Origin of the sequence: Streptomyces sp. NPDC047853 (assembly GCF_043204535.1) — a bacterium.
In the GTDB taxonomy this organism is placed as follows: domain Bacteria; phylum Actinomycetota; class Actinomycetes; order Streptomycetales; family Streptomycetaceae; genus Streptomyces.
Window position 1 is genome coordinate 201,107 of record NZ_JBIDCI010000013.1, and the last position, 20,838, is coordinate 221,944.

18 protein-coding genes, 1 pseudogene and 1 riboswitch are annotated in these 20,838 nt (G+C 71.8%); of the genes and pseudogenes, 11 read left to right on the top strand and 8 right to left on the bottom strand.

What is annotated here, in order from left to right; translation table 11 throughout:
• The first annotated feature begins 18 nt into the window (after positions 1-18).
• The 9 genes from tsf to ACGF5T_RS24370 all read left to right on the top strand — a co-directional run bounded on the left by tsf (position 19) and on the right by ACGF5T_RS24370 (position 10,171).
• Positions 19-855 (top strand): translation elongation factor Ts, encoded by an 837-nt coding sequence (tsf, locus tag ACGF5T_RS24330; RefSeq protein ID WP_356612274.1) that lies wholly within the window; start codon positions 19-21, stop codon positions 853-855.
• Positions 856-1,061: 206 nt separating this feature from the next.
• Entirely contained in the window at positions 1,062-1,820 is a 759-nt protein-coding gene (gene pyrH, locus ACGF5T_RS24335) for a UMP kinase (RefSeq protein ID WP_356612272.1), read from the top strand.
• A 181-nt stretch (positions 1,821-2,001) separates the two neighbouring features.
• A complete protein-coding gene (gene frr / locus ACGF5T_RS24340; protein ID WP_356612270.1) occupies positions 2,002-2,559 on the top strand; it encodes a ribosome recycling factor in 558 nt (185 codons plus the stop codon).
• Complete coding sequence (locus ACGF5T_RS24345) at positions 2,559-3,761, top strand: phosphatidate cytidylyltransferase (protein WP_366768116.1); 1,203 nt, start codon at positions 2,559-2,561, stop codon at positions 3,759-3,761. Before frr ends, ACGF5T_RS24345 begins: the two co-directional genes overlap by 1 nt.
• Before the next feature lie 446 nt (positions 3,762-4,207).
• Complete coding sequence (rlmN, locus tag ACGF5T_RS24350; RefSeq protein WP_356612260.1) at positions 4,208-5,314, top strand: 23S rRNA (adenine(2503)-C(2))-methyltransferase RlmN; 1,107 nt, start codon at positions 4,208-4,210, stop codon at positions 5,312-5,314.
• A gap of 57 nt (positions 5,315-5,371) precedes the next feature.
• Positions 5,372-5,477, top strand: a riboswitch (TPP riboswitch).
• A gap of 79 nt (positions 5,478-5,556) precedes the next feature.
• A complete protein-coding gene (locus ACGF5T_RS24355) occupies positions 5,557-6,678 on the top strand; it encodes a thiamine ABC transporter substrate-binding protein (protein ID WP_366768117.1) in 1,122 nt (373 codons plus the stop codon).
• Entirely contained in the window at positions 6,654-8,324 is a 1,671-nt protein-coding gene (locus ACGF5T_RS24360) for an iron ABC transporter permease (RefSeq protein ID WP_366768118.1), read from the top strand. The genes ACGF5T_RS24355 and ACGF5T_RS24360 overlap by 25 nt, the downstream gene beginning before the upstream one ends.
• 2 nt (positions 8,325-8,326) lie before the next feature.
• Positions 8,327-9,346, top strand: coding sequence for an ABC transporter ATP-binding protein (locus ACGF5T_RS24365; protein ID WP_356612254.1), 1,020 nt, complete (start codon positions 8,327-8,329; stop codon positions 9,344-9,346).
• Positions 9,347-9,370: 24 nt separating this feature from the next.
• Complete coding sequence (locus tag ACGF5T_RS24370) at positions 9,371-10,171, top strand: maleylpyruvate isomerase family mycothiol-dependent enzyme (protein ID WP_366768119.1); 801 nt, start codon at positions 9,371-9,373, stop codon at positions 10,169-10,171.
• Between the two features lie 72 nt (positions 10,172-10,243).
• Here the strand turns inward: ACGF5T_RS24370 and ACGF5T_RS24375 are convergent, their stop codons facing one another.
• The 7 genes from ACGF5T_RS24375 to ACGF5T_RS24405 form a co-directional block, all read right to left on the bottom strand.
• Positions 10,244-10,954, bottom strand: a complete 711-nt coding sequence (locus ACGF5T_RS24375; RefSeq protein WP_356612250.1) for an LAETG motif-containing sortase-dependent surface protein — start codon at positions 10,952-10,954, stop codon at positions 10,244-10,246.
• A 155-nt stretch (positions 10,955-11,109) separates the two neighbouring features.
• The gene (locus ACGF5T_RS24380) at positions 11,110-12,243 is read right to left on the bottom strand and encodes a Rossmann fold nucleotide-binding protein (RefSeq protein WP_366768120.1); all 1,134 of its coding nucleotides are present in this window, start codon (positions 12,241-12,243) and stop codon (positions 11,110-11,112) included.
• Positions 12,244-12,269: 26 nt separating this feature from the next.
• Positions 12,270-12,677, bottom strand: a complete 408-nt coding sequence (locus ACGF5T_RS24385) for a VOC family protein (protein ID WP_356612246.1) — start codon at positions 12,675-12,677, stop codon at positions 12,270-12,272.
• A 123-nt stretch (positions 12,678-12,800) separates the two neighbouring features.
• Complete coding sequence (locus tag ACGF5T_RS24390) at positions 12,801-14,234, bottom strand: hypothetical protein (protein WP_366768121.1); 1,434 nt, start codon at positions 14,232-14,234, stop codon at positions 12,801-12,803.
• A complete protein-coding gene (locus tag ACGF5T_RS24395) occupies positions 14,216-15,028 on the bottom strand; it encodes an ATP-binding cassette domain-containing protein (protein WP_366768122.1) in 813 nt (270 codons plus the stop codon). Before ACGF5T_RS24395 ends, ACGF5T_RS24390 begins: the two co-directional genes overlap by 19 nt.
• A 209-nt stretch (positions 15,029-15,237) precedes the next feature.
• Positions 15,238-16,611, bottom strand: coding sequence for an aspartate aminotransferase family protein (locus ACGF5T_RS24400; RefSeq protein ID WP_366768123.1), 1,374 nt, complete (start codon positions 16,609-16,611; stop codon positions 15,238-15,240).
• Between the two features lie 2 nt (positions 16,612-16,613).
• Entirely contained in the window at positions 16,614-17,129 is a 516-nt protein-coding gene (locus ACGF5T_RS24405) for an Lrp/AsnC family transcriptional regulator (RefSeq protein WP_356612238.1), read from the bottom strand.
• Between the two features lie 165 nt (positions 17,130-17,294).
• Between ACGF5T_RS24405 and ACGF5T_RS24410 the strand changes: the two genes are divergently transcribed.
• Positions 17,295-18,734 (top strand): gamma-aminobutyraldehyde dehydrogenase, encoded by a 1,440-nt coding sequence (locus tag ACGF5T_RS24410; RefSeq protein ID WP_356612236.1) that lies wholly within the window; start codon positions 17,295-17,297, stop codon positions 18,732-18,734.
• A gap of 161 nt (positions 18,735-18,895) precedes the next feature.
• Positions 18,896-20,085, top strand: a pseudogene (locus ACGF5T_RS24415) (spermidine/putrescine ABC transporter substrate-binding protein).
• A 29-nt stretch (positions 20,086-20,114) separates the two neighbouring features.
• Here ACGF5T_RS24415 and ACGF5T_RS24420 read toward each other — a convergent pair.
• Positions 20,115-20,834 carry a glycerophosphodiester phosphodiesterase gene (locus tag ACGF5T_RS24420; RefSeq protein ID WP_366768124.1) on the bottom strand — a complete coding sequence of 240 codons (720 nt, stop codon included), beginning with the start codon at positions 20,832-20,834 and terminating at the stop codon, positions 20,115-20,117.
• Positions 20,835-20,838 lie beyond the last annotated feature (4 nt).

Consider the following 20,838-nt stretch of genomic DNA (forward strand, 5'->3'; position numbering starts at 1 on the left):
GAGAGAGATTCCGGAATCATGGCGAACTACACCGCCGCTGACGTCAAGAAGCTCCGCGAGCTCACCGGCGCCGGCATGATGGACTGCAAGAAGGCGCTGGACGAGGCCGAGGGCAACGTCGAGAAGGCCGTCGAGGCGCTCCGTATCAAGGGCCAGAAGGGCGTCGCCAAGCGCGAGGGCCGCTCTGCCGAGAACGGTGCCGTCGTCTCGATCATCGCCGACGACAACACCTCGGGTGTCCTCGTCGAGCTGAAGTGCGAGACGGACTTCGTCGCCAAGGGCGACAAGTTCCAGAACGTCGCGAAGACCATCGCCGAGCACGTCGCCAAGGCCGCCCCGGCCGACCTCGAGGCGCTGCTCGCCTCCGAGATCGAGCCCGGCAAGACCGTCCAGGCGTACGTGGACGAGGCCAACGCCAACCTCGGCGAGAAGATCGTCCTGGACCGCTTCGCGCAGTTCTCCGGCGGCTTCGTGACCGCGTACATGCACCGCACGATGCCCGACCTGCCCCCGCAGATCGGTGTCCTCGTCGAGCTGGACAAGCCGAACGCCGAGATCGCCAAGGGCATCGCCCAGCACATCGCCGCCTTCGCGCCGAAGTACCTCTCCAAGGAGGACGTGCCGGCCGAGGTCGTCGAGTCCGAGCGCCGCGTCGCCGAGGAGACCACCCGCGCCGAGGGCAAGCCCGAGGCCGCCCTGCCGAAGATCGTCGAGGGTCGCCTCAACGGCTTCTTCAAGGACGCCACCCTGCTCGGCCAGCCCTACGCCCTGGACAACAAGAAGTCGGTCCAGAAGGTGCTGGACGAGGCCGGTGTCACCCTGAAGCGCTTCTCGCGCATCAAGGTCGGCATCTGAGTCCGTACCGCGACGGACGCTCGACCCCGGTAGGGTCGACAGCAGTCGTCGGCGCCGTTCGCGCATGCCCTGGCGCACGCGCGCGTGGCGGCGGACGACAGCAGATCTGACGAGGAGGCCATTGCCGCGTACGGGATGCGAATCACGCCCCCACCGGCAGTGGCCTCCTTCGTGTGTGTGACCCACGTAAAAGAGGCGAGATCTCCATGACCACCAAGGCCGAGAAGAGCGACGACGGCAAAGTACGCGGCCGCTTCATGCTGAAGCTGTCCGGAGAGGCGTTCTCCGGCGGTGGGGGCCTGGGCGTCGACCCCGACGTGGTGCACGCCATCGCCCGCGAGATCGCGGCCGTCGTCCGGGACGGCGCCGAGATCGCGATCGTCATCGGCGGCGGCAACTTCTTCCGTGGCGCCGAGCTGCAGGTGCGCGGCATGGACCGCGCCCGCTCCGACTACATGGGCATGCTCGGCACCGTGATGAACTGCCTGGCCCTCCAGGACTTCCTGGAGAAGGAGGGCGTCGACTGCCGCGTGCAGACCGCCATCACCATGGGCCAGGTCGCCGAGCCCTACATCCCGCTGCGCGCCGTGCGCCACCTGGAGAAGGGCCGCGTGGTCATCTTCGGCGCCGGTATGGGCATGCCCTACTTCTCCACCGACACCACGGCCGCCCAGCGCGCCCTCGAGATCGACGCCGAGGCCCTGCTCATGGGCAAGAACGGCGTGGACGGGGTCTACGACTCCGACCCCAAGACCAACCCGGACGCCGTGAAGTTCGACGCGCTCGGCTACGGCGACGTCATCACCCGGGACCTGAAGGTCGCCGACGCCACGGCCGTCACGCTCTGCCGTGACAACAGCCTTCCGATCGTGGTCTTCGAGCTCCTGAAGGAGGGCAATATCGCCCGCGCCGTCAAGGGTGAGAAGATCGGCACGCTTGTGGGTGACCAAGGCAGCCGGGACTGACCCGGAGACCACCCCCTGTCCGCGGACGCCACCTGTCCGGGGGACGGACGGGACGGGACCGGGCCGGGGGATGGACAATGTCCCACCGGTCGGGAACCGTGCAGGAAGAACGCGACGCAGCCGGCCGCCGTCCCGACAGGGAACCGCGTCCGGGCCTACTCAAGACACGCAGGAGCAAGTGGTGATCGAAGAGACCCTCCTCGAGGCCGAGGAGAAGATGGAGAAGGCCGTCGTGGTCGCCAAGGAGGACTTCGCCGCGATCCGCACCGGCCGTGCGCACCCGGCGATGTTCAACAAGATCGTGGCCGACTACTACGGCGCGCCGACGCCGATCAACCAGCTGGCCTCGTTCTCCGTGCCCGAGCCGCGCATGGCCGTGGTGACCCCCTTCGACAAGAGCGCCCTGCGCAACATCGAACAGGCGATCCGCGACTCCGACCTGGGCGTCAACCCCAGCAACGACGGCAACATCATCCGGGTGGTGTTCCCCGAGCTGACGGAGGAGCGCCGCCGCGACTACATCAAGGTCGCCAAGAGCAAGGGCGAGGACGCCAAGGTCTCGATCCGCTCCGTGCGCCGCAAGGCCAAGGACACCATCGACAAGATGGTCAAGGACGGCGAGGTCGGCGAGGACGAGGGCCGTCGTGCGGAGAAGGAGCTCGACGACACCACCGCCAAGTACGTCGCCCAGGTGGACGAGCTCCTGAAGCACAAGGAAGCGGAGCTGCTCGAGGTCTGATGAACGACTCTTCCTGGGGAGCGCCGCCACAAGCCGGGTACTGGGGGCCGTCCGACCAGGGACCTGTCCAGGGCGCTGCCCCGGCGGGTCCCGCGTACGATGCGCACTACGCGCAGCAGACTCGCCCCATGCCCATCGTGCCCGACGTACCCGAACACGGCGGTGCCCAGGACGGCGACCAGGGGGCCGCTCGGCCGAGCGGCCCCCTGTCCCGGGACGAGGCGTTCCGCGATGAGCCGTATCGCGACGCACACCGCGACCGCACACATCGCGACAGCACACACCGCGACGAGAACCCGTCGGCGCAGCCGTATGCGGCGGTGCCGCAGAATCCGGAGCCCATGCCCGACGCCCCGCAGCCGGCGCAGCACCGGCCGCAGCCGAAGAAGACCGCGGGGCGTGACCTGGGTGCCGCGATAGGGGTGGGTGTCGGGCTCGGCGCGGTGATCATCGCGTCGCTGTTCGTCGTCAAGGCCGTCTTCGTCGGTGTGGTCGCGATCGCCGTCGTCGTGGGCCTGTGGGAGCTGACCACGCGGCTGGAGGAGCGCAAGGGAATCAAGGCGCCCCTCGTACCGCTCGCGATCGGCGGCGCCGCGATGGTGGTCGCCGGGTACGTGCGCGGCTCCGAGGGCGCGTGGGTCGCCATGGCGCTCACGGCGCTCGCGGTCCTCGTGTGGCGGATGACCGAGCCGCCGGAGGGCTACCTCAGAGACGTCACGGCGGGCCTGTTCGCGGCGTTCTACGTGCCCTTCCTGGCCACGTTCGTCACGATGATGCTCATGGCGGACGACGGCGCCTGGCGCGTGCTGGTCTTCCTGGCGCTGACGGTCGTCAGCGACACCGGCGCCTACGCGGTGGGCTGGCGGTTCGGCAGGACCAAGCTCGCTCCGCGCATCAGCCCCGGCAAGACCCGCGAGGGCCTGCTCGGAGCGGTGGGCTTCGCGATGGCGGCGGGCGCCCCGTGCATGCAGTTCCTGATCGACGACGGCACCTGGTGGCAGGGTCTGCTGCTCGGCCTCGCGGTCGCCGTCAGCGCCACGCTGGGCGACCTCGGTGAGTCCATGATCAAGCGAGACCTCGGCATCAAGGACATGGGCACGCTGCTCCCGGGCCACGGCGGCATCATGGACCGCCTGGACTCCCTGCTGCCGACGGCGCCGGTGGTGTGGCTCCTGCTGGTGATCTTCGTCGGATCGGGCTGACCCTCGGACCGTCCCGGCCGGCCGACGCACGGGTCCACCGCTGCTGGTCGTACCGGCCGCCTCCCCGCCCCTTCCGCACCCGCGGCCGCACGACCGGGCCGCCCTCGCGGGAGGGGCGCGGTGCGTTCCGGGGCGGCACCACCACCCCTTACCGGCGTCGACGGCAACGCCCTGCGGTCGGGCTCGCGGCCGCGGCGCCCGCGGTCGGGGCACGACGCCGTTCCCCCGGCGTCCGCCGCGGGGGAGGCGCCGGCGCCCCGAGGCGGGCGGCCGCCTCCCGGTGCGCCCCGTTCGCTTCATCCGCCTCGACGCGTGCGATCCGTACGAGGTCGCGCCGTGCGCCGTTCCGCGGTCACCCGGCGGGTGACCTGGGGAAACCGCCGACGACCGCCGGAGCGGGCGACGGTCGCGGGTCACCCGAGTGGATCTGCGACACTGGGAACGTCATGCCTAAGCCCGGAGAACTCACATTCGTCGCCCCGCGCGGAGTCAAGAAGCCGCCGCGGCACCTCGCCGATCTCACGCCTGCCGAGCGCAAGGAGGCCGTCGCCGCCATCGGCGAGAAGCCGTTCCGTGCGAAGCAGCTCTCGCAGCACTACTTCGCGCGGTACGCGCACGACCCCGAGCAGTGGACGGACATCCCGGCCGGCTCGCGGCAGGGGCTGCGGGAGGCGTTGCTGCCCGAGCTGATGTCGGTCGTCCGGCACCTGTCGACCGATCAGGGCACCACGCGCAAGACGCTGTGGAAGCTGTTCGACGGGACGCTCGTCGAGTCCGTCCTGATGCGCTACCCGGACCGGGTGACCATGTGCATCAGCTCCCAGGCGGGCTGCGGCATGAACTGCCCGTTCTGCGCCACGGGGCAGGCCGGCCTGGACCGGAACCTGTCCACCGCCGAGATCGTGCACCAGATCGTGGACGGGATGCGGGCGCTGCGCGACGGGGAGGTCCCCGGTGGTCCGGCCCGGCTCAGCAACATCGTGTTCATGGGCATGGGCGAGCCCCTCGCCAACTACAAGCGCGTCGTCGGTTCCATCCGCCGGCTCACCGACCCCGAGCCCGACGGGCTGGGGCTCTCCCAGCGCGGCATCACCGTCTCCACCGTCGGCCTCGTGCCGGCGATCCACCGGTTCGCCGACGAGGGCTTCAAGTGCCGCCTCGCCATCTCGCTGCACGCGCCCGACGACGAGCTGCGCGACACCCTCGTCCCGGTCAACACGCGGTGGAAGGTGCGCGAGGTGCTGGACGCCGGGTTCGAGTACGCGGAGCGGTCGGGGCGCCGGCTGTCGATCGAGTACGCGCTGATCCGCGACATCAACGACCAGGCGTGGCGCGGTGACCGGCTCGGGCGGCTGCTCAAGGGCAGGCCCGTGCACGTCAACCTCATCCCGCTCAACCCGACGCCCGGCTCGAAGTGGACCGCCTCGCGGCCCGAGGACGAGAAGGCGTTCGTGGAGGCGATCGCGGCGCACGGTGTGCCGGTGACGATCCGGGACACCCGTGGCCAGGAGATCGACGGGGCGTGTGGTCAGCTCGCCGCGAGCGAGCGGTAACCTGACCGGCGTCAGTATCACGCGTACGTCATCTCAGGTCAGTACAAGTACATCTTCATATTCCGACAGGGGAGCGCCACAGCGCTGAGAGTGCGGCACCGGCCGCAGACCCTCCGAACCTGGCCCAGGTCATTCTGGGTAGGGAGATCGGTCACCACTCGAGCTGTTGCGCCCTGCCCGGGTCCCTCGCCAGGGGTCCCGGGCGGGGCCGCGTCTTCTCCTGGTCACCCAGGAGGAATTCAGTGAGCATCACCAAGAAGGTCAGTGTCCTGGCCCTCGGACTCGGCATGGTCGGCACGCTGGCCGCCTGCGGATCGTCGTCGGAGGACGGTCAGGGGTCCGGCGACCCCAAGACCGTGACCCTGGTCAGCCATGACTCGTGGGCCGCGTCGAAGGACGTCGTCGCCGCCTTCGAGAAGCGCTCCGGCTACAAGGTCAGGGTCCTGGAGGACGGCGACGCCGGTCAGGCCGTCAACAAGGCCATCCTCACCAAGGACAACCCCCAGGGGGACGTCTTCTTCGGCGTCGACAACACGCTGCTGTCCCGCGCCCTCGACAACGGGATCTTCCAGCCGTACGAGGCGAAGGGCTCCGACCTGGTCCTCCCCGAGTACCGGGCCGACCAGGACAAGCACCGGGTCACGCCCGTCGACACCGGGGACGTCTGCGTCAATTACGACAAGGCGTACTTCGACGAGCACGGGCTGACCCCGCCGGACTCCCTCGACGACCTGGCCGACCCCCGGTACAAGGACCTGCTCGTCACCGAGAACGCCGGCAGCTCCTCGCCCGGCCTCGGCTTCCTGCTGGGCACCGCCGCGAAGTACGGGGACGGGGGCACCTCCCGCTCGAGCGAAGCCGAGAGCGGGGGAGGATGGCAGGGCTACTGGAAGAAGCTGAAGGCGAACGGCGTCAAGGTCGTCGACAGCTGGGAGCAGGCGTACAACGAGGAGTTCTCCGGTTCGTCCGGCGGCAGGAAGGCCGGCGGCGACCGTCCGCTCGTCGTCTCCTACGCCTCCTCCCCGCCCGCCGAGGTCATCTACGCCGACCCGCAGCCGGCCACCGCGCCGACGGGCGTGGCCCAGGGCACCTGCTTCCGCCAGGTCGAGTACGCGGGACTGCTGGAGAACGCCGCGAACCCCGAGGGGGGCAAGGCGCTCCTCGACTTCCTGATCAGCAAGGAGTTCCAGGACGACATGCCGCTGAACATGTTCGTCTACCCGGTGCGTGAGGGCGCGCAGATCCCCGAGGCGTTCCGGAAGTTCGGGCCGCAGGCCGAGGACCCGCAGACCATGGACCCGGCGAAGATCGCCGACCACCGCGACCAGTGGGTCAAGTCGTGGACCTCGCTCGTCCTGAAGTGAAACGCCGGAGCACCGCGCGCGGGAGCGTGGCGCGGCTCGGCCTGATGGCCGTGCCCGTCGCGTTCTTCGCGGTGTTCTTCGCCTACCCCGTCGCCGCGATCGTCGCGCGCGGGCTGAAGGTCGACGGGGTCTGGCAGTTCGGGCGGATCGCGGACGTGCTGGCCCAGTCCGACATCCGGCACGTGCTGTGGTTCACCACCTGGCAGGCCCTGGCCTCCACCGCGCTCACCCTGCTGATCGCCCTGCCCGGCGCGTACGTCTTCGCCCGTTTCGACTTCCCCGGCAAGCAGTTCCTGCGGGCCGTGGTGACCGTGCCGTTCGTCCTGCCGACGGTCGTCGTCGGTACGGCGTTCCTGGCGCTGGTCGGACGCGGCGGCCTGCTCGACGAGCTGTGGGGCCTCAGGCTGGACACCACGGTGTGGGCGATCCTGCTCGCGCACGTGTTCTTCAACTACGCGGTCGTCGTGCGCACCGTCGGCGGCCTCTGGGCGCAGCTCGACCCCCGGCAGGAGGAGGCCGCGCGGATGCTCGGCGCATCCCGCCTCACCGCCTGGCGGACGGTCACGCTGCCCGCGCTCGGGCCCCCCGTGGCCGCCGCGGCGCTCATGGTGTTCCTGTTCACCTTCACCTCGTTCGGCGTCGTCCAGATCCTCGGCGGGCCCACCTTCTCCACCCTGGAAGTGGAGATCTACCGGCAGACCTCGCAGGTCTTCGACCTGTCCACGGCCGCCGTGCTCACCATGATCCAGTTCGCGGCGGTCGCCGCCGTCCTCGCCGTGCACGCCTGGACGGTACGGCGGCGGGAGACGGCCCTGCGCCTGGTGGACGCCGCCCGGACGGCGCACCGCCCGCGCGGGGCCGGGCAGTGGGCGCTGCTGGCCGGAGTGCTGCTCACCGTCGCCGGACTCGTCCTGCTGCCGCTGGCGGTGCTGGTGCAGCGCTCGCTCGGCGCGTCCGGCTTCGGCTACTACCGGGCGCTGACCCGCGCGGACGGCGGTGCCTTCCTCGTCCCGCCGATCGAGGCGATCGGCAACTCCCTCCGGTACGCCCTCGCCGCGACCGTCATCGCCGTGGTGATCGGCGCGCTGGCCGCCACCGCGCTCACCCGGCGTGACGCGGGACGTTTCGTGCGCGGGTTCGACGCCCTGCTGATGCTGCCGCTCGGGGTGTCCGCCGTCACGGTCGGCTTCGGCTTCCTGATCGCGCTGGACGAACCCCCGCTGGACCTCCGATCCACCTGGATCCTGGTACCGCTCGCGCAGGCGCTGGTCGGCGTCCCCTTCGTCGTGCGCACGATGCTGCCGGTGCTGCGGGCGGTGGACGTACGGCTGAGGGAGGCGGCGTCCGTGCTCGGGGCCTCGCCCTGGCGGGTCTGGCGTGAGGTGGACCTGCCGATGGTGCGCCGCGCCCTGCTGGTGGCGGCCGGGTTCGCCTTCGCGGTGTCGCTCGGGGAGTTCGGGGCCACCGTCTTCATCGCGAGGCCCGACAGCCCGACACTGCCGGTCGCCGTGGCCCGGCTGCTGGGACGGCCCGGGGACATGAACTACGGCCAGGCCATGGCCCTTTCGACGATTCTGATGCTGGTGTGCGCCGTGGCCCTGGTGGCGCTGGAGCGGCTGCGGACCGACCGGAGCGGGGAGTTCTAGGGATGCTGCTGAGCCTTGAGGGCGCGACCGTCCGCTTCGGTGGGCGGGCGGTGCTCGACTCCGTCGACCTGGAGGTCGCCGAGCACCAGGTGGTGTGTGTGCTCGGGCCCAGCGGCAGCGGCAAGTCGACGCTGCTGCGCGCGGTCGCCGGGCTCCAGCCGCTGGACGCCGGTCGGGTGGTGCTCGACGGGCGGGACCAGGCCGCGGTGCCCGCACACCGGCGCGAGGTGGGGTTGATGTTCCAGGACCACCAGCTCTTCCCGCAGCGGGACGTGGCGGGGAACATCGCCTTCGGACCCCGGATGCGCGGCGCCTCGCGCGACGAACAGCGGGTCAGGGTGGGGGAGTTGCTGGACCTGGTCGGTCTGCCGGACGCCGCCCGCAGGTCCGTCGCCGCGCTCTCCGGCGGTGAGCAGCAGCGGGTGGCGCTGGCCCGCGCGCTGGCGCCCCGGCCCCGGCTGCTGATGCTGGACGAGCCGCTCGGCCAGCTCGACCGCTCGCTGCGGGAGCGTCTCGTGGTCGAGCTGCGGGAGCTGTTCGGCCGACTGGGCACGACCGTGCTCGCCGTGACGCACGACCAGGGCGAGGCCTTCGCGCTCGCCGACCGGGTGGTGGTGATGCGGGACGGGCGGATCGCCCAGTCGGGGACGCCGCTGGAGGTGTGGCAGCGGCCGGCCGACGCGTTCGTGGCCCGTTTCCTCGGCTTCGACAACGTCGTGGAGGCGACGGTCACCGGGCAGAGCGGCGACACTCCGTGGGGCAAGGTGCCGGTGCCCGAGGACGCCCCGCAGGGGGTGCGGGACCTGCTGGTCCGACCCTCCGGGGTCCGCCTGGTGTCCGCCGACGCCGGCCTGCGCTGCACCGTCACCGCCCGCACCTTCCGGGGCACCCACGTCGCCGTCCACCTCCAGCCCGAGGACGCGCCGCGCCTGGAGGCGGCGTGCGCGCTGCGGGCGGCGCCGGAGGTGGGGGACGCGGTCGGGGTGGAGTTCGACGGAGCGGAAATCGTCGTGCTCGGATGATCGCCCGGCCGTAGGGTCACGGGCATGACACTCCTCACTCATGAGCGCTACTGCGATGAAACCGCCCTCCAGGTACGGCAGTTGCGGGCCGTCGTCGGGTCCGGCGCCGACCTGTCGGCCACCGTGCCGACCTGCCCGGACTGGTCCCTGGAGGACCTCGTACGGCATGTCGGCCGTGCCCTGCGCTGGGTGGAGCTGATCGTCCGTACCCGCGCCGAGGAGGAGGTCCCGGTCGACCGGGTGCCCGGGTCCGCAGGGCCCGCGACGCGCGGGGACGCCGCCGCACTGGACGAGTGGCTGGCGGAGTCCGGTGCGAAGGCCGTGCACGCGCTGCGCGAGGCCGGACCGGACGGGCGGGCGTGGTCGTGGTTCGGGGACCACACCGCGGGCTTCTGGGCCCGCCGTATGACGCATGAACTCCTCGTCCACGGGGTGGACGCGTCCCTCGCGGCGGGCCGGCCGGTCGAGGCGGTCGCGGCCGACGTGGCCGCCGACGCGATCGACGAGTGGCTGGAGATCGTGCGGTTCGTGCAGCGGGTCCTCCCGGACGGGCCGACGAAGGAGCTGCGGGCCCCGGGCCGGAGCATCCACCTGCACGCCACCGATGCCGGCGCCGGTTCGAACGCCGAATGGCTCATCGAACTGGGTGAGGAGGGTGTGACCTGGCGCCGTGGCCACGAGAAGGCGACCGTGGCGCTGCGCGGGCCGCTCACGGACGTGCTGCTGGCCTTCTACCGCAGGCTCCCGCCGGACGCCCCCGGGCTCCAGGTGCTCGGTGACCGCGGCCTGCTGGACCTCTGGCTGGACCGGGCGACGTTCGGCTGAGCCGCCGCGACGCGACGGTGGCCCGCCCCCGGGCCGGGGACGGACCACCAGTGCCGCGACGGGCGGGCGGCGTCAGCGGTCGCCGTTGGCCCCGCGACGGCGCAGGCCGAAGAAGACCGCGCCGCCACCGATCGCGACGAGGGCCGCCGCGATACCGGCGATCAAGCCGGTGTTGGAGTTGGCACCGGTCTCGGCGAGGTTGGAGTCACCGGCCGCCGGGGACGGCGCGTTGCTCGGCACGGTCGCCGGCGCGGTGCTCTCGCTCTCCGCCGGCGCCGGGGCGGACGTGGACGGAGCCGGGGCCGGCGTCTCCGTCTCCTCGGCCGGGGTGGAGGAGCTCTCCGACGGCGTCGGGGTCGGCGTCCCCTCCGTCGTGCACGGGGTCGACGGCGTCACGAGGTTCGGCTTGATGTCCTCGTCGACGTACTTGTCGGCCTTGACGTGGATGCGGTACTCGGCGTTCGGCTTCCAGTCGGCGGCGAAGGTGATGGTGGTGCCCTCGCGCGAGCCCTTGACCACCTGCTCGCCGATCTTCTCGATGTCGGCGCCGTTGTTCTGCAGGTGGACGGTGACGGTGGCGGGGATGCCGGCCGGGTCCACGTCGGTGACCGTGATGACACCCTTGCCGCCCTCGCACTTGGCGGCGGCGGAGAACTCACTGATGTCGCAGGCCAGGGCGGTGCCGGCGGCGCCGACGGCCAGGGCCACCGAGGCGGAGGCGACACCGAGGGCGCGGACGCTACGGCGTGATGCCGTGCGGCTGATTATGGACAGGACTGCCACGTTGGTCCTTTACGGGAGCGCGGATGCGGGGGGTGGAGAGGGTGCCGACACCGTTGTCGCGGCATCAGCACACCCACGAGCCTCACTGGTCTATAAGCGGTGCATAAGCAGTGTCAACGCATATGCCCGTCAAGGGACTTGGCTTTACCGTCTTATTAACCGCCCAGACGTTTCAGCGCCTCCGGAGCTTCCTCGATCCGGTCGACCAGCGCGATCCGGGACTCCATCCTCCGCCCCGAGGCGAGGGACGTGAGCAGGGGCCACGCCGGCAGCCGCTCCGTCCAGTGCGCCCGGTCCACGAGCACCATGGGCGTGGGCTCGCCCCGCGACTCGTAGTAGTTCGGCGTGGCGTTGTCGAAGATCTCCTGTACGGTGCCGGCGGCGCCCGGCAGGAAGACCACGCCCGCGTTCGAGCGGGCCAGCAGGCCGTCCTCGCGGGTGGCGTTGGCGAAGTACTTGGCGATGTGCGCGGCGAAGGCGTTGGGCGGCTCGTGGCCGTAGAACCAGGTCGGGATGCCGACCGAGGCACCGCCGCCGGGCCAGCGGTCGCGGATCTCGAAGGCGGAGCGCGCCCAGTCGGTGATCGACGGCGTGAACGACGCGACCTTGGCCAGGAGCAGCAGGGCGTCGTCCAGCATCCCGTCGGCGAACGGGGCCGCGTACGCGCCGAGGTTGGCCGCCTCCATCGCGCCCGGGCCGCCGCCGGTCGCCACGGTGAACCCGGCGCGGGTCAGCTCCCGGCCCAGGCGCGCGGCGCCCGCGTACGGCCTGGTGCCGCGCGCCATGGCGTGGCCGCCCATGACACCCACCACCCGGGCGTCGGCGAGGAGTTCGTCGACCGCGTCGGTGACGGCGTCGTCGTGGATGGCGCGCAGCATGGAGGCGAAGACGTCGCCGTCGGACCTGGTCTGCTGGAACCAGTCGTAGGCGAGGGCGTCCGGGGTGGCCCCGTAGCCCTCGTCGAGCCGGGCGTACAGCTCCTCGGGGGAGTAGACGCGCGCCCGGTACGGATCGAAGGGCAGGCCCGGTATGGGCGGGAAGACCAGGGCGCCCGCGGCACGCACCCGGGCGGCGGCCCCGGGGTCCATCGCGCAGCCGAGGAAGACGGCGCCCGTGGGGTCCGCGGACATCAGGGCGTCCGTACGGGCCGTCAGGTCGACGGCCTGGACGCGGTAATGGGCGAGCGTGCCGTGCGCCGAGACGACCCGGTCGAACTCGGCGAGGCTCTCGATCTCCCGGTCGTGCGAGGCGTGGTGGGACTGGGGCTGGGCGGGTGTCGTCGGATCCACCCGCCCATGCTAGGCGTGCGGTCCGCTCAGCCCTCGACCGCCGCCGGGTCCATCCACACGACCTCGAAGGTGTGGCCGTCGACGTCGTCGAAGGCACGGCCGTACATGAACCCGTGGTCCTGGGTCTCGCCGGAGACCGAGCCGCCGGCCGCGACCGCCTTCTCCACCAGCTCGTCGACCTTCTCGCGGCTCTCGGCGCTCAGCGCGAGCAGCACCTCGCTGCTCTTCGCCGAGTCCACGATGTCCTTCTTGGTGAACTGGCGGTACTTCTCCGGGGTGTGGACCATCACGACGATCGTCTCGCTGAGCGGGATCGAAGCGGTGCTGTCGTCGCTGAACTGGGCGTTGATCTCGTAACCGAGCCCGGTGAAGAACTTCTTCGAGGCGTCGAGGTCGTTGGTGGCCAGGTTCACGAAGATCATCTGCTGGTACATGGGGGCCTCTCCCGTCGGTGTCCTGCTGCTGTCGTGCTGTTCGAAGGGTTAGACGCGAGAGGCGCCCGGAACTCATCGCCGATGCGCGATTTTCTTCGAGAAGTTTTTCGGCGGGTCGGCGGGTCAGCGGCTCAGCGGCAGGGACGCCAACTGTGCGACGACCAGGGTCAGTGGACCGAACAGGGCGAGCAGGGCGCCGGCCCGTACGGCGGCCGCGGCGCGCAGGGTCGCCGGGGGCGCGCCCAGCCGCAGCAGGGCGTCCGTGGTGTCGGCACGGGCGTGCTTGGCCTCGACGGCCGCGGTCAGGAGGGTGGCCACGGTGCAGCCGGCCACGAGCAGGGCGCCGAGGGTGCTCAGGGGGCCGAAGGCCGGGCCGTCCGCGTCGTACAGCGTGGCCGCCGCCCAGGCCGCGGAGAGCACGGCGCAGACGACGCCGAGCGGGCGGCCGATGCGGTGCGCCTCCTCCATGAGGACCCGGCCGGCCAGCAGGCGCAGGGCGCCGGGCCGGACCGCCTGGAGCAGCCGGCCGCACAGGTGGGTGAGGCCGGGGCCGGCCAGGGCGAGGCCCAGGGCGGTGAGGACCCAGCCCACGAGGACGCCGGCGGAAGGGGCGGCGTCCGCCGTGACGGCGGCCGTGTCGCCGGCATAGGTCTCCACCGCGAGGCCCGCGGTCAGCACGGCGATGCCCCAGGGGAGGGCGGTGGTGCTCTCGGGGCGGGGCGCGGGCGGGGCGTCCGGCGCCGGCCGCGGGCCGTCCGCCGCTGCCGTGCGGCGGCCGTCCACCGCGTCGGCGAGGTCCGCGACGCCGGCCGGTGCCTGCGGGCCCGCACCGGAGGGGGGACCGCCGGCGTCCAGCAGCGCCACCCCAGTCTCGGGGCTGCCCGCGGGCTGTGCCGGGGCCGTCGCGCCGGCTCCCGCGGCTGCCGCCGCCGGTGCCCAGCGGGCGCCGAAACGGCCGTAGGTGCCGAAGGTCTCGCGGGCCACGCCCCAGCCGTACGCGCCGAAACGGCCGTAGCGGCGGGAGCCGGAGGCAGGGGCGGGGCGGGGCTCGCGCGGGCGCAGCGTCATCGCGACGGCGGCCGACGCCGTGGCCGGCACCAGGGCCAGCAGCGTCAGGGCGGCCGGGAGGGGGAGGGACTGACCGACGGCCAGGGCGTCGGACACGTCGCCGCGGAAGGGGGCGCCCGCCAGGTCGCCGCGCAGCTGGAGGAAGCAGAGGAGGGCCGAGACCGAGCCGAGCCCGGCGGACAGGGCCGTGGTCGTCGCCGAGACGGCCATCAGCCGGCCGGCGCCCAGGCCGATCGCGGACAGTCCGGGGCGGGGCCGGGTGCCGGGGTCGGTGCGCGCCACCGCGACGGCGAGGTACGCCGTGGCGGCCAGCGGCGCCGTGCACCAGGCCAGGCGGAGTGCGGAGGCGCCCGGGGTGTCCGGGTGGGACAGCGCGTGACCGAGGGCGCTCAGCAGCAGGAAGCCCGTGCCCGCCGAGGCCACCGCGACCAGCAGGCGGCGCAGGTGGACGGCGAGGTGGGCGGCGCGGGTCAGGCGGAGAGCGAGCACGCCGCCAGGCCTTCCGTTCCGGAGGGGCCGGACGAGCCGGCGGACCCGGCGGACCCGGCGGACCCGGTGGCTCCCGTGGCCACCGTCGTCTCGGCGACCGGCGGCAGGTGCACGGTCCGCACCCGCCGTCCGTCCAGCAGCGCGACCGTGCGGTCCGCCAGGGCGGCGGTCTGCGCGTCGTGCGTGGCGAGGAGGACGGTGATGCCGTGCGAGCGGGCCGCCGTGGTGAGCGTGCGCAGGACGTGCGCGCGGTCGGCCCGGTGCAGGGGGGCGGTCGGCTCGTCGGCGAAGAGGACCGCGGGGGCGACGGCGAGCGCGCGGGCGATGCAGACGCGCTGCCGTTCGGCCTGCTGGAGCTGGTGCGGGCGCCGACGGGCCTTCGCGCCGACGTCGAGGCGCTCCAGCCACTCCAGGGCGCAGGTCCTGGCCCGGCGCCGCCCGGTGCCGCGCAGCATGAGGGGGAGGGCGGTGTTCTCCCAGACGCTCAGCTCCGGGACGAGCGCCGGGGCGGGGTCGATCCAGCCGAACCGGTCGCGGCGCAGTCGCTCGCGCCTGAGCGGCCCCAGTCTGTGCACCGGCACGCTGTCGAACCACACCTCGCCGTCCTGCGGCCGGACCAGTCCGGACAGGCAGCGCAGCAGCGTGGTCTTGCCGCTGCCGCGCGGGCCGCTCACGGCGAGGATCTCGCCCTCGCGGACACCGAGCGACACGCCTTGGAGCGCGGGGGAGCCGTCGTGGTGCTGGAAGTGCAGGGCGCGGGCCCAGAGCACGTCGTTGTCCGGCGGGGCCTCCATGGGCGTACACCTCGGTTCTGATCCGTTTCCCCCGGTCGCTTCCCCCGTCCGGGGGACGCGAGGGGCGGGGCCGATCGGTCACTGGGCACCGTAGGCAGTCGGTGGGAGGAGGCCGGACAGCACGCGGCCCCGGGCCGCCGTTTCTCACTCGATCGGGCGACACCGGGGCCGGGGCGATCATCCGAGGGGATGATCGTCCGAGAGGGGGATCAGAGCTTGGTCCACGCCTCCGTCAGCGTGGCGCGCAGGATCTGCTCGATCTCGTCGAAGGTCTCCTGGTCGGAGATCAGCGGCGGGGCGAGCTGGATGACCGGGTCGCCGCGGTCGTCGGCACGGCAGTACAGGCCGTTCTCGAAGAGCGCCTTCGACAGGAAGCCGTAGAGGATCCGCTCGGTCTCCTCGTCGTTGAACGACTCCTTGGTGGCCTTGTCCTTGACCAGCTCGATGCCGTAGAAGAAGCCGTTGCCGCGGACGTCGCCGACGATCGGCAGGTCGAGGAGCTTCTCCAGGGTCGCTCGGAAGTTGCCCTCGTTGTCCAGCACGTGCTGGTTGAGGCCCTCGCGCTCGAACAGGTCGAGGTTGGCGATGCCGACCGCGGCGGAGACCGGGTGGCCGCCGAAGGTGTAGCCGTGCAGGAAGGTGTTGTCGCCCTTGTAGAACGGCTCGGCCAGGCGGTCGGAGATGATGCAGGCGCCGATCGGGGAGTAGCCCGAGGTCATGCCCTTGGCGCAGGTGATCATGTCCGGCACGTAGCCGAACTTGTCGCAGGCGAAGGTCGTGCCCAGGCGGCCGAAGGCGCAGATGACCTCGTCCGAGACGAGCAGCACGTCGTACTGGTCGCAGATCTCGCGCACCCGCCGGAAGTAGCCGGGCGGGGGCGGGAAGCAGCCGCCGGCGTTCTGCACCGGCTCCAGGAAGACGGCCGCGACCGTCTCCGGGCCCTCGAAGAGGATCTGCTGCTCGATCTGGTCGGCGGCCCAGCGGCCGTAGGCCTCGGGGTCGTCGCCGTGGATCGGGGCGCGGTAGATGTTGGTGTTCGGCACCTTGTGCGCGCCCGGGACGAGCGGCTCGAAGGGGGCCTTGAGGGCCGGCAGGCCGGTGATGGACAGGGCGCCCTGCGGGGTGCCGTGGTAGGCGACCGCGCGGGAGATGACCTTGTACTTGGTCGGCTTGCCGGTCAGCTTGAAGTACTGCTTGGCGAGCTTCCAGGCGGTCTCGACCGCCTCACCGCCGCCGGTGGTGAAGAAGACCTTGTTGAGGTCGCCGGGGGCCTCGTTCGCGAGGCGCTCGGCCAGCTCGACGGCCTTGGGGTGGGCGTAGGACCACACCGGGAAGAAGGCCAGCTCCTGCGCCTGCTTGGCGGCGGTCTCCGCCAGCTCCTGGCGGCCGTGTCCGGCCTGGACCACGAACAGGCCGGCGAGACCGTCGAGGTAGCGCCTGCCCTTGTCGTCGTAGATGTGGGTGCCCTCACCGCGGACGATGGTGGGGACGGGGGCGTTCTCGTACGACGACATGCGGGTGAAGTGCATCCACAGGTGGTCGTACGCGGTCCTGCTGAGGTCCTTGGGGCTGTCGGTGCTCACGATTATCGGGTTCCCCACATGTAGGTCTGCTTCTTGAGCTTCATGTAGACGAAGCTCTCGGTGGAGCGCACGCCGGGCACGGCCCGTATGCGGCGGTTGATGACCTCCAGGAGGTGGTCGTCGTCCTCGCAGACGACCTCCACCATGAGGTCGAAGGAGCCCGCGGTCATCACCACGTACTCGCATTCGGACAGGGCCGTCAGCGCGTCGGCCACGGACTCCACGTCGCCCTCGACGTTCACCCCGACCATCGCCTGGCGGCGGAAGCCCACGGTGAGCGGGTCCGTCACGGCGACGATCTGCATCACGCCCTGGTCGAGCAGCTTCTGGACGCGCTGGCGCACGGCCGCCTCGGAGAGGCCCACGGCCTTGCCGATGGCGGCGTACGGCCGGCGGCCGTCCTCCTGGAGCTGCTCGATGATGGCGAGGGAGACGGCGTCCAACTGGGGACCGCCGTTCCTGGACTCGCGGGAGTCCCTCTGGTCTGCGCTTCGACTGGCCACGGCTTCACTGTGCACGACGTATCGACAGTTTCGCAAGGCGGGATCGATGAAATTCGTTGTCCAGGTCGTTCCAGTCTGCGGATTTCGCAATCTGGAGGCGATCGGGGGTGTTGAAAACGTCGGTATACGGATTAGGGTGGGTGTCTCAGTGATTGGACACCCAACCTTGGAGGGCCGGCAGTGAGCACCGAGCTGCGTCGTCTGCGCAATTACATCGACGGTGAGTTCCGGGACGCCGCCGACGGACGGACCACGGAGGTGGTCAACCCCGCCACGGGCGAGGCCTACGCGACCGCCCCCCTGTCGGGGCAGGCGGACGTGGACGCCGCCATGGCCGCCGCCGCGGCCGCCTTCCCGGCCTGGCGCGACACCACCCCCGCCGAGCGCCAGAAGGCCCTGCTGAAGATCGCCGACGCGTTCGAGGACCGCGCCGAGGAGCTGATCGCGGCCGAGGTGGAGAACACGGGCAAGCCGATCGGGCTCACCCGCTCCGAGGAGATCCCGCCGATGGTCGACCAGATCCGCTTCTTCGCGGGCGCGGCGCGGATGCTGGAGGGCCGCTCGGCCGGCGAGTACATGGAGGGCCTGACCTCCATGGTCCGCCGCGAGCCGATCGGCGTCTGCGCCCAGGTCGCGCCGTGGAACTACCCGATGATGATGGCCGTGTGGAAGTTCGCCCCGGCGCTCGCCGCGGGCAACACGGTCGTCCTGAAGCCCTCGGACACGACCCCCGCCTCGACGGCCCTGATGGCCGACATCATCGGCTCGATCGTCCCCAAGGGCGTCTTCAACGTCGTCTGCGGCGACCGCGACACCGGCCGCCTCATGGTCGAGCACGAGACCCCGGCGATGGCCTCCATCACCGGCTCCGTGCGGGCCGGCATGTCGGTCGCCGAGTCCGCCTCCAAGGACCTCAAGCGGGTCCACCTGGAGCTGGGCGGCAAGGCCCCGGTCGTGGTCTTCGAGGACACCGACATCGCCAAGGCCGTCGGGGGCATCTCGGAGGCGGGCTACTTCAACGCCGGCCAGGACTGCACCGCGGCCACCCGCGTGCTGGTCCACGAGTCGATCCACGACGAGTTCGTGAGCGCCCTCGCCAAGGCCGCGTCCGACATCAGGACCGGGCAGCCGGACGACGAGGACGTGCTGTACGGCCCGCTCAACAACCCCAACCAGCTCAAGCAGGTCTCCGGGTTCATCGAGCGGCTCCCCGCCCACGCCAAGGTCGAGGCGGGCGGCCACCGGGTCGGCGACAAGGGCTACTTCTACGCCCCGACCGTCGTCTCGGGCCTCAAGCAGGACGACGAGATCGTGCAGAACGAGGTCTTCGGCCCGGTCATCACCGTCCAGGCCTTCCGCGACGAGGACCAGGCGGTGGAGTGGGCCAACGGCGTCGAGTACGCGCTGGCCTCCTCGGTGTGGACCAAGGACCACGGCCGCGCCATGCGGATGTCGAAGAAGCTGGACTTCGGCTGCGTGTGGATCAACACCCACATCCCGCTGGTCGCCGAGATGCCGCACGGCGGCTTCAAGAAGTCCGGCTACGGCAAGGACCTGTCGTCGTACGGCTTCGACGACTACACGCGGATCAAGCACGTGATGACGTCGCTGGACGCCTGACCGGCTGTCGTGCGCGCGGCCCCGGACGGAGGTTCCCGTCCGGGGCCGCGGCGCGTGGGGCACCGTGAACCGCCCCCGGTCGACAGGGTGTCGGGCCTGGCCGGGCGTGCTCGACGCAGCGTCGATCGTCCCGGTGGGCGCGGGCACGGAATCCTGCGGCCATGCCCCCGCTGACGAAGACGTCCCCGATCTCCCGCCGGACCCTGCTGCGCGGCCTGGGCGGCTCCGCGGCCCTCGGCGCGTCGGCCGGCTGCGGTGTGCCGGCCGCCTATGTCGCGCCGGGTGACCGCGCCGCGACCGACCGGTCCGCTAGCCAACCACGGCTGACCTGGGCGAACTGGCCGCTCTACATCGACACCGACGACGAGCACCCGAGCCGGCGGCCCACCCTGGCGGCGTTCGAGAAGCGGTCGGGCATCTCCGTCGAGTACATCGAGGAGATCAACGACAACGACGAGTTCTTCGGCAAGATCAGCCCGTCGCTGATGAACCACCAGCCGACCGACCGCGACCTGATCGTCATCAGCGACTGGATGTGCGGGCGGTTCGTCCGGCTCGGCTGGGTGCAGGAGATGGACCGCTCCCGCCGGCCGAACGTGACCGCGCACCTGGACCCGCTGCTGCGCTCGCCCGCCTTCGACCCGGGCCGGAAGTACACCGTGCCCTGGCAGTCGGGCATCACCGGCATCGCCTACAACCGCCGCCGGCTCGGCCGGGAGATCCGGCACGTGTCCGACCTGTGGGCGGACGACCTCAAGGGCCGGGTCACCCTGCTCTCCGGCCTGGACGAGGCGTTCGCGCTGCTGATGCTGGGCGACGGCGTGGACGTCACCGACTGGAGGGCGGACGACTTCCACCGGATGTGCGACCGGGTGGAGCGGCAGGTCGCCCGGGGCCAGATCCGGCGCTTCACCGGCAACGACTACATCAAGGACCTCTCCGGCGGTGACGTCCTGGCCTGCCAGGCCTACTCCGGCGACGTGATCCAGCTCCAGGCGGACGACCCGGACATCGAGTTCGTCGTCCCGGAGGAGGGCGCGGAGCTGTGGGCGGAGTCCCTGATGATCCCCAACCTGGCCGGTCACAAGGCCAACGCCGAGCGGCTCATCGACCACTACTACGGCCCGAGGCCGCCGCCGAGCTGGCCGCCTGGGTCGCCTACGTCTGCCCGGTCCCGGCCGCCCGGGACGTGCTTGCCTCCTCGGGCGACGAGGAGACCGCCGCCCTGGCGGAGCACCCGCTGATCTTCCCGGACGACGCGATGCGCCGACGCCTCGCGATCGCGCGGGACATCGCGGCGGGGGAGCGGACGGAGTTCGCGAAGCGGTGGAACGGGATCGTGGGCGTGTGACCGGTGAGAGGGACTGAGCGGAGATTCCCTCAGGGGCGCGGGCCGGTGGCGGCGGGGTGCCGGTCGCGCAGGGCGCACAGTACGTCGATGCGGTTCGTGGTGATCGAGTCGACGCCCAGGGCGATCAACCGGCGCAGGGAACGGCGGGTGTCGGGGGTCCACACGGACAGCAGGCAGCCGTCGCCGTGGACGCGCTCGGCCAGCGCCCGGTCCACCAGCCCCCACCGGTAGTTGAGCCACCGCGGCCGCACCGCCGCGAGCAGTGCGGGCCGAGGCGGCACCGCCGTCGTCCAGGTCATGGCGATCTCGGCGGCGGGGTCGGCGGCGCGCACGGCGAGCATGGCCGCGGGGCCCGCGGTGTAGTACACGCGGTCCTCGGCCCCGCACGCGCGGACGACGTCCACGATGCGCCGCACCGCCCGTTCGTCCGGCCCGCCCGGCAGGTCGAGCATCAGCCGGCCGTCCCCGGTCGCGGCGAGCGCCTCCGCGAGCGTCGGCACCCCGCCCGCCGTCAGTCCCCGTACCTCCTCGGCGGACAGCGAGCGCAGCGGCCGGTCGTGCCGCCACAGCCGTTTCAACGTCTCGTCGTGCAGCAGCACGGGCACGCCGTTCCGGGTGAGGCGTACGTCGGTCTCGACGGCGTCGGCGCCGCGGTCGAACGCCGAGCGCAGCGAGCCGATCGTGTTCTCGCGGTGCCGGTACGGGTCGCCGCGGTGGGCCACGGCGGTCACGCCGCGCGGGGGCTTCATGACT

Excerpts from the sequence above, each read along its gene's own strand:
- tsf (WP_356612274.1), top strand. The coding sequence starts at position 19 with ATGGCGAACTACACCGCCGCTGACGTCAAGAAGCTCCGCGAGCTCACC.
- pyrH (WP_356612272.1), top strand. The coding sequence starts at position 1,062 with ATGACCACCAAGGCCGAGAAGAGCGACGACGGCAAAGTACGCGGCCGC.
- ACGF5T_RS24345 (WP_366768116.1), top strand. The coding sequence starts at position 2,559 with ATGAACGACTCTTCCTGGGGAGCGCCGCCACAAGCCGGGTACTGGGGG.
- rlmN (WP_356612260.1), top strand. The coding sequence starts at position 4,208 with ATGCCTAAGCCCGGAGAACTCACATTCGTCGCCCCGCGCGGAGTCAAG.
- ACGF5T_RS24365 (WP_356612254.1), top strand. The coding sequence starts at position 8,327 with ATGCTGCTGAGCCTTGAGGGCGCGACCGTCCGCTTCGGTGGGCGGGCG.
- ACGF5T_RS24370 (WP_366768119.1), top strand. The coding sequence starts at position 9,371 with ATGACACTCCTCACTCATGAGCGCTACTGCGATGAAACCGCCCTCCAG.
- ACGF5T_RS24385 (WP_356612246.1), bottom strand. The coding sequence starts at position 12,677 with ATGTACCAGCAGATGATCTTCGTGAACCTGGCCACCAACGACCTCGAC.
- ACGF5T_RS24395 (WP_366768122.1), bottom strand. The coding sequence starts at position 15,028 with ATGGAGGCCCCGCCGGACAACGACGTGCTCTGGGCCCGCGCCCTGCAC.
- ACGF5T_RS24420 (WP_366768124.1), bottom strand. The coding sequence starts at position 20,834 with ATGAAGCCCCCGCGCGGCGTGACCGCCGTGGCCCACCGCGGCGACCCG.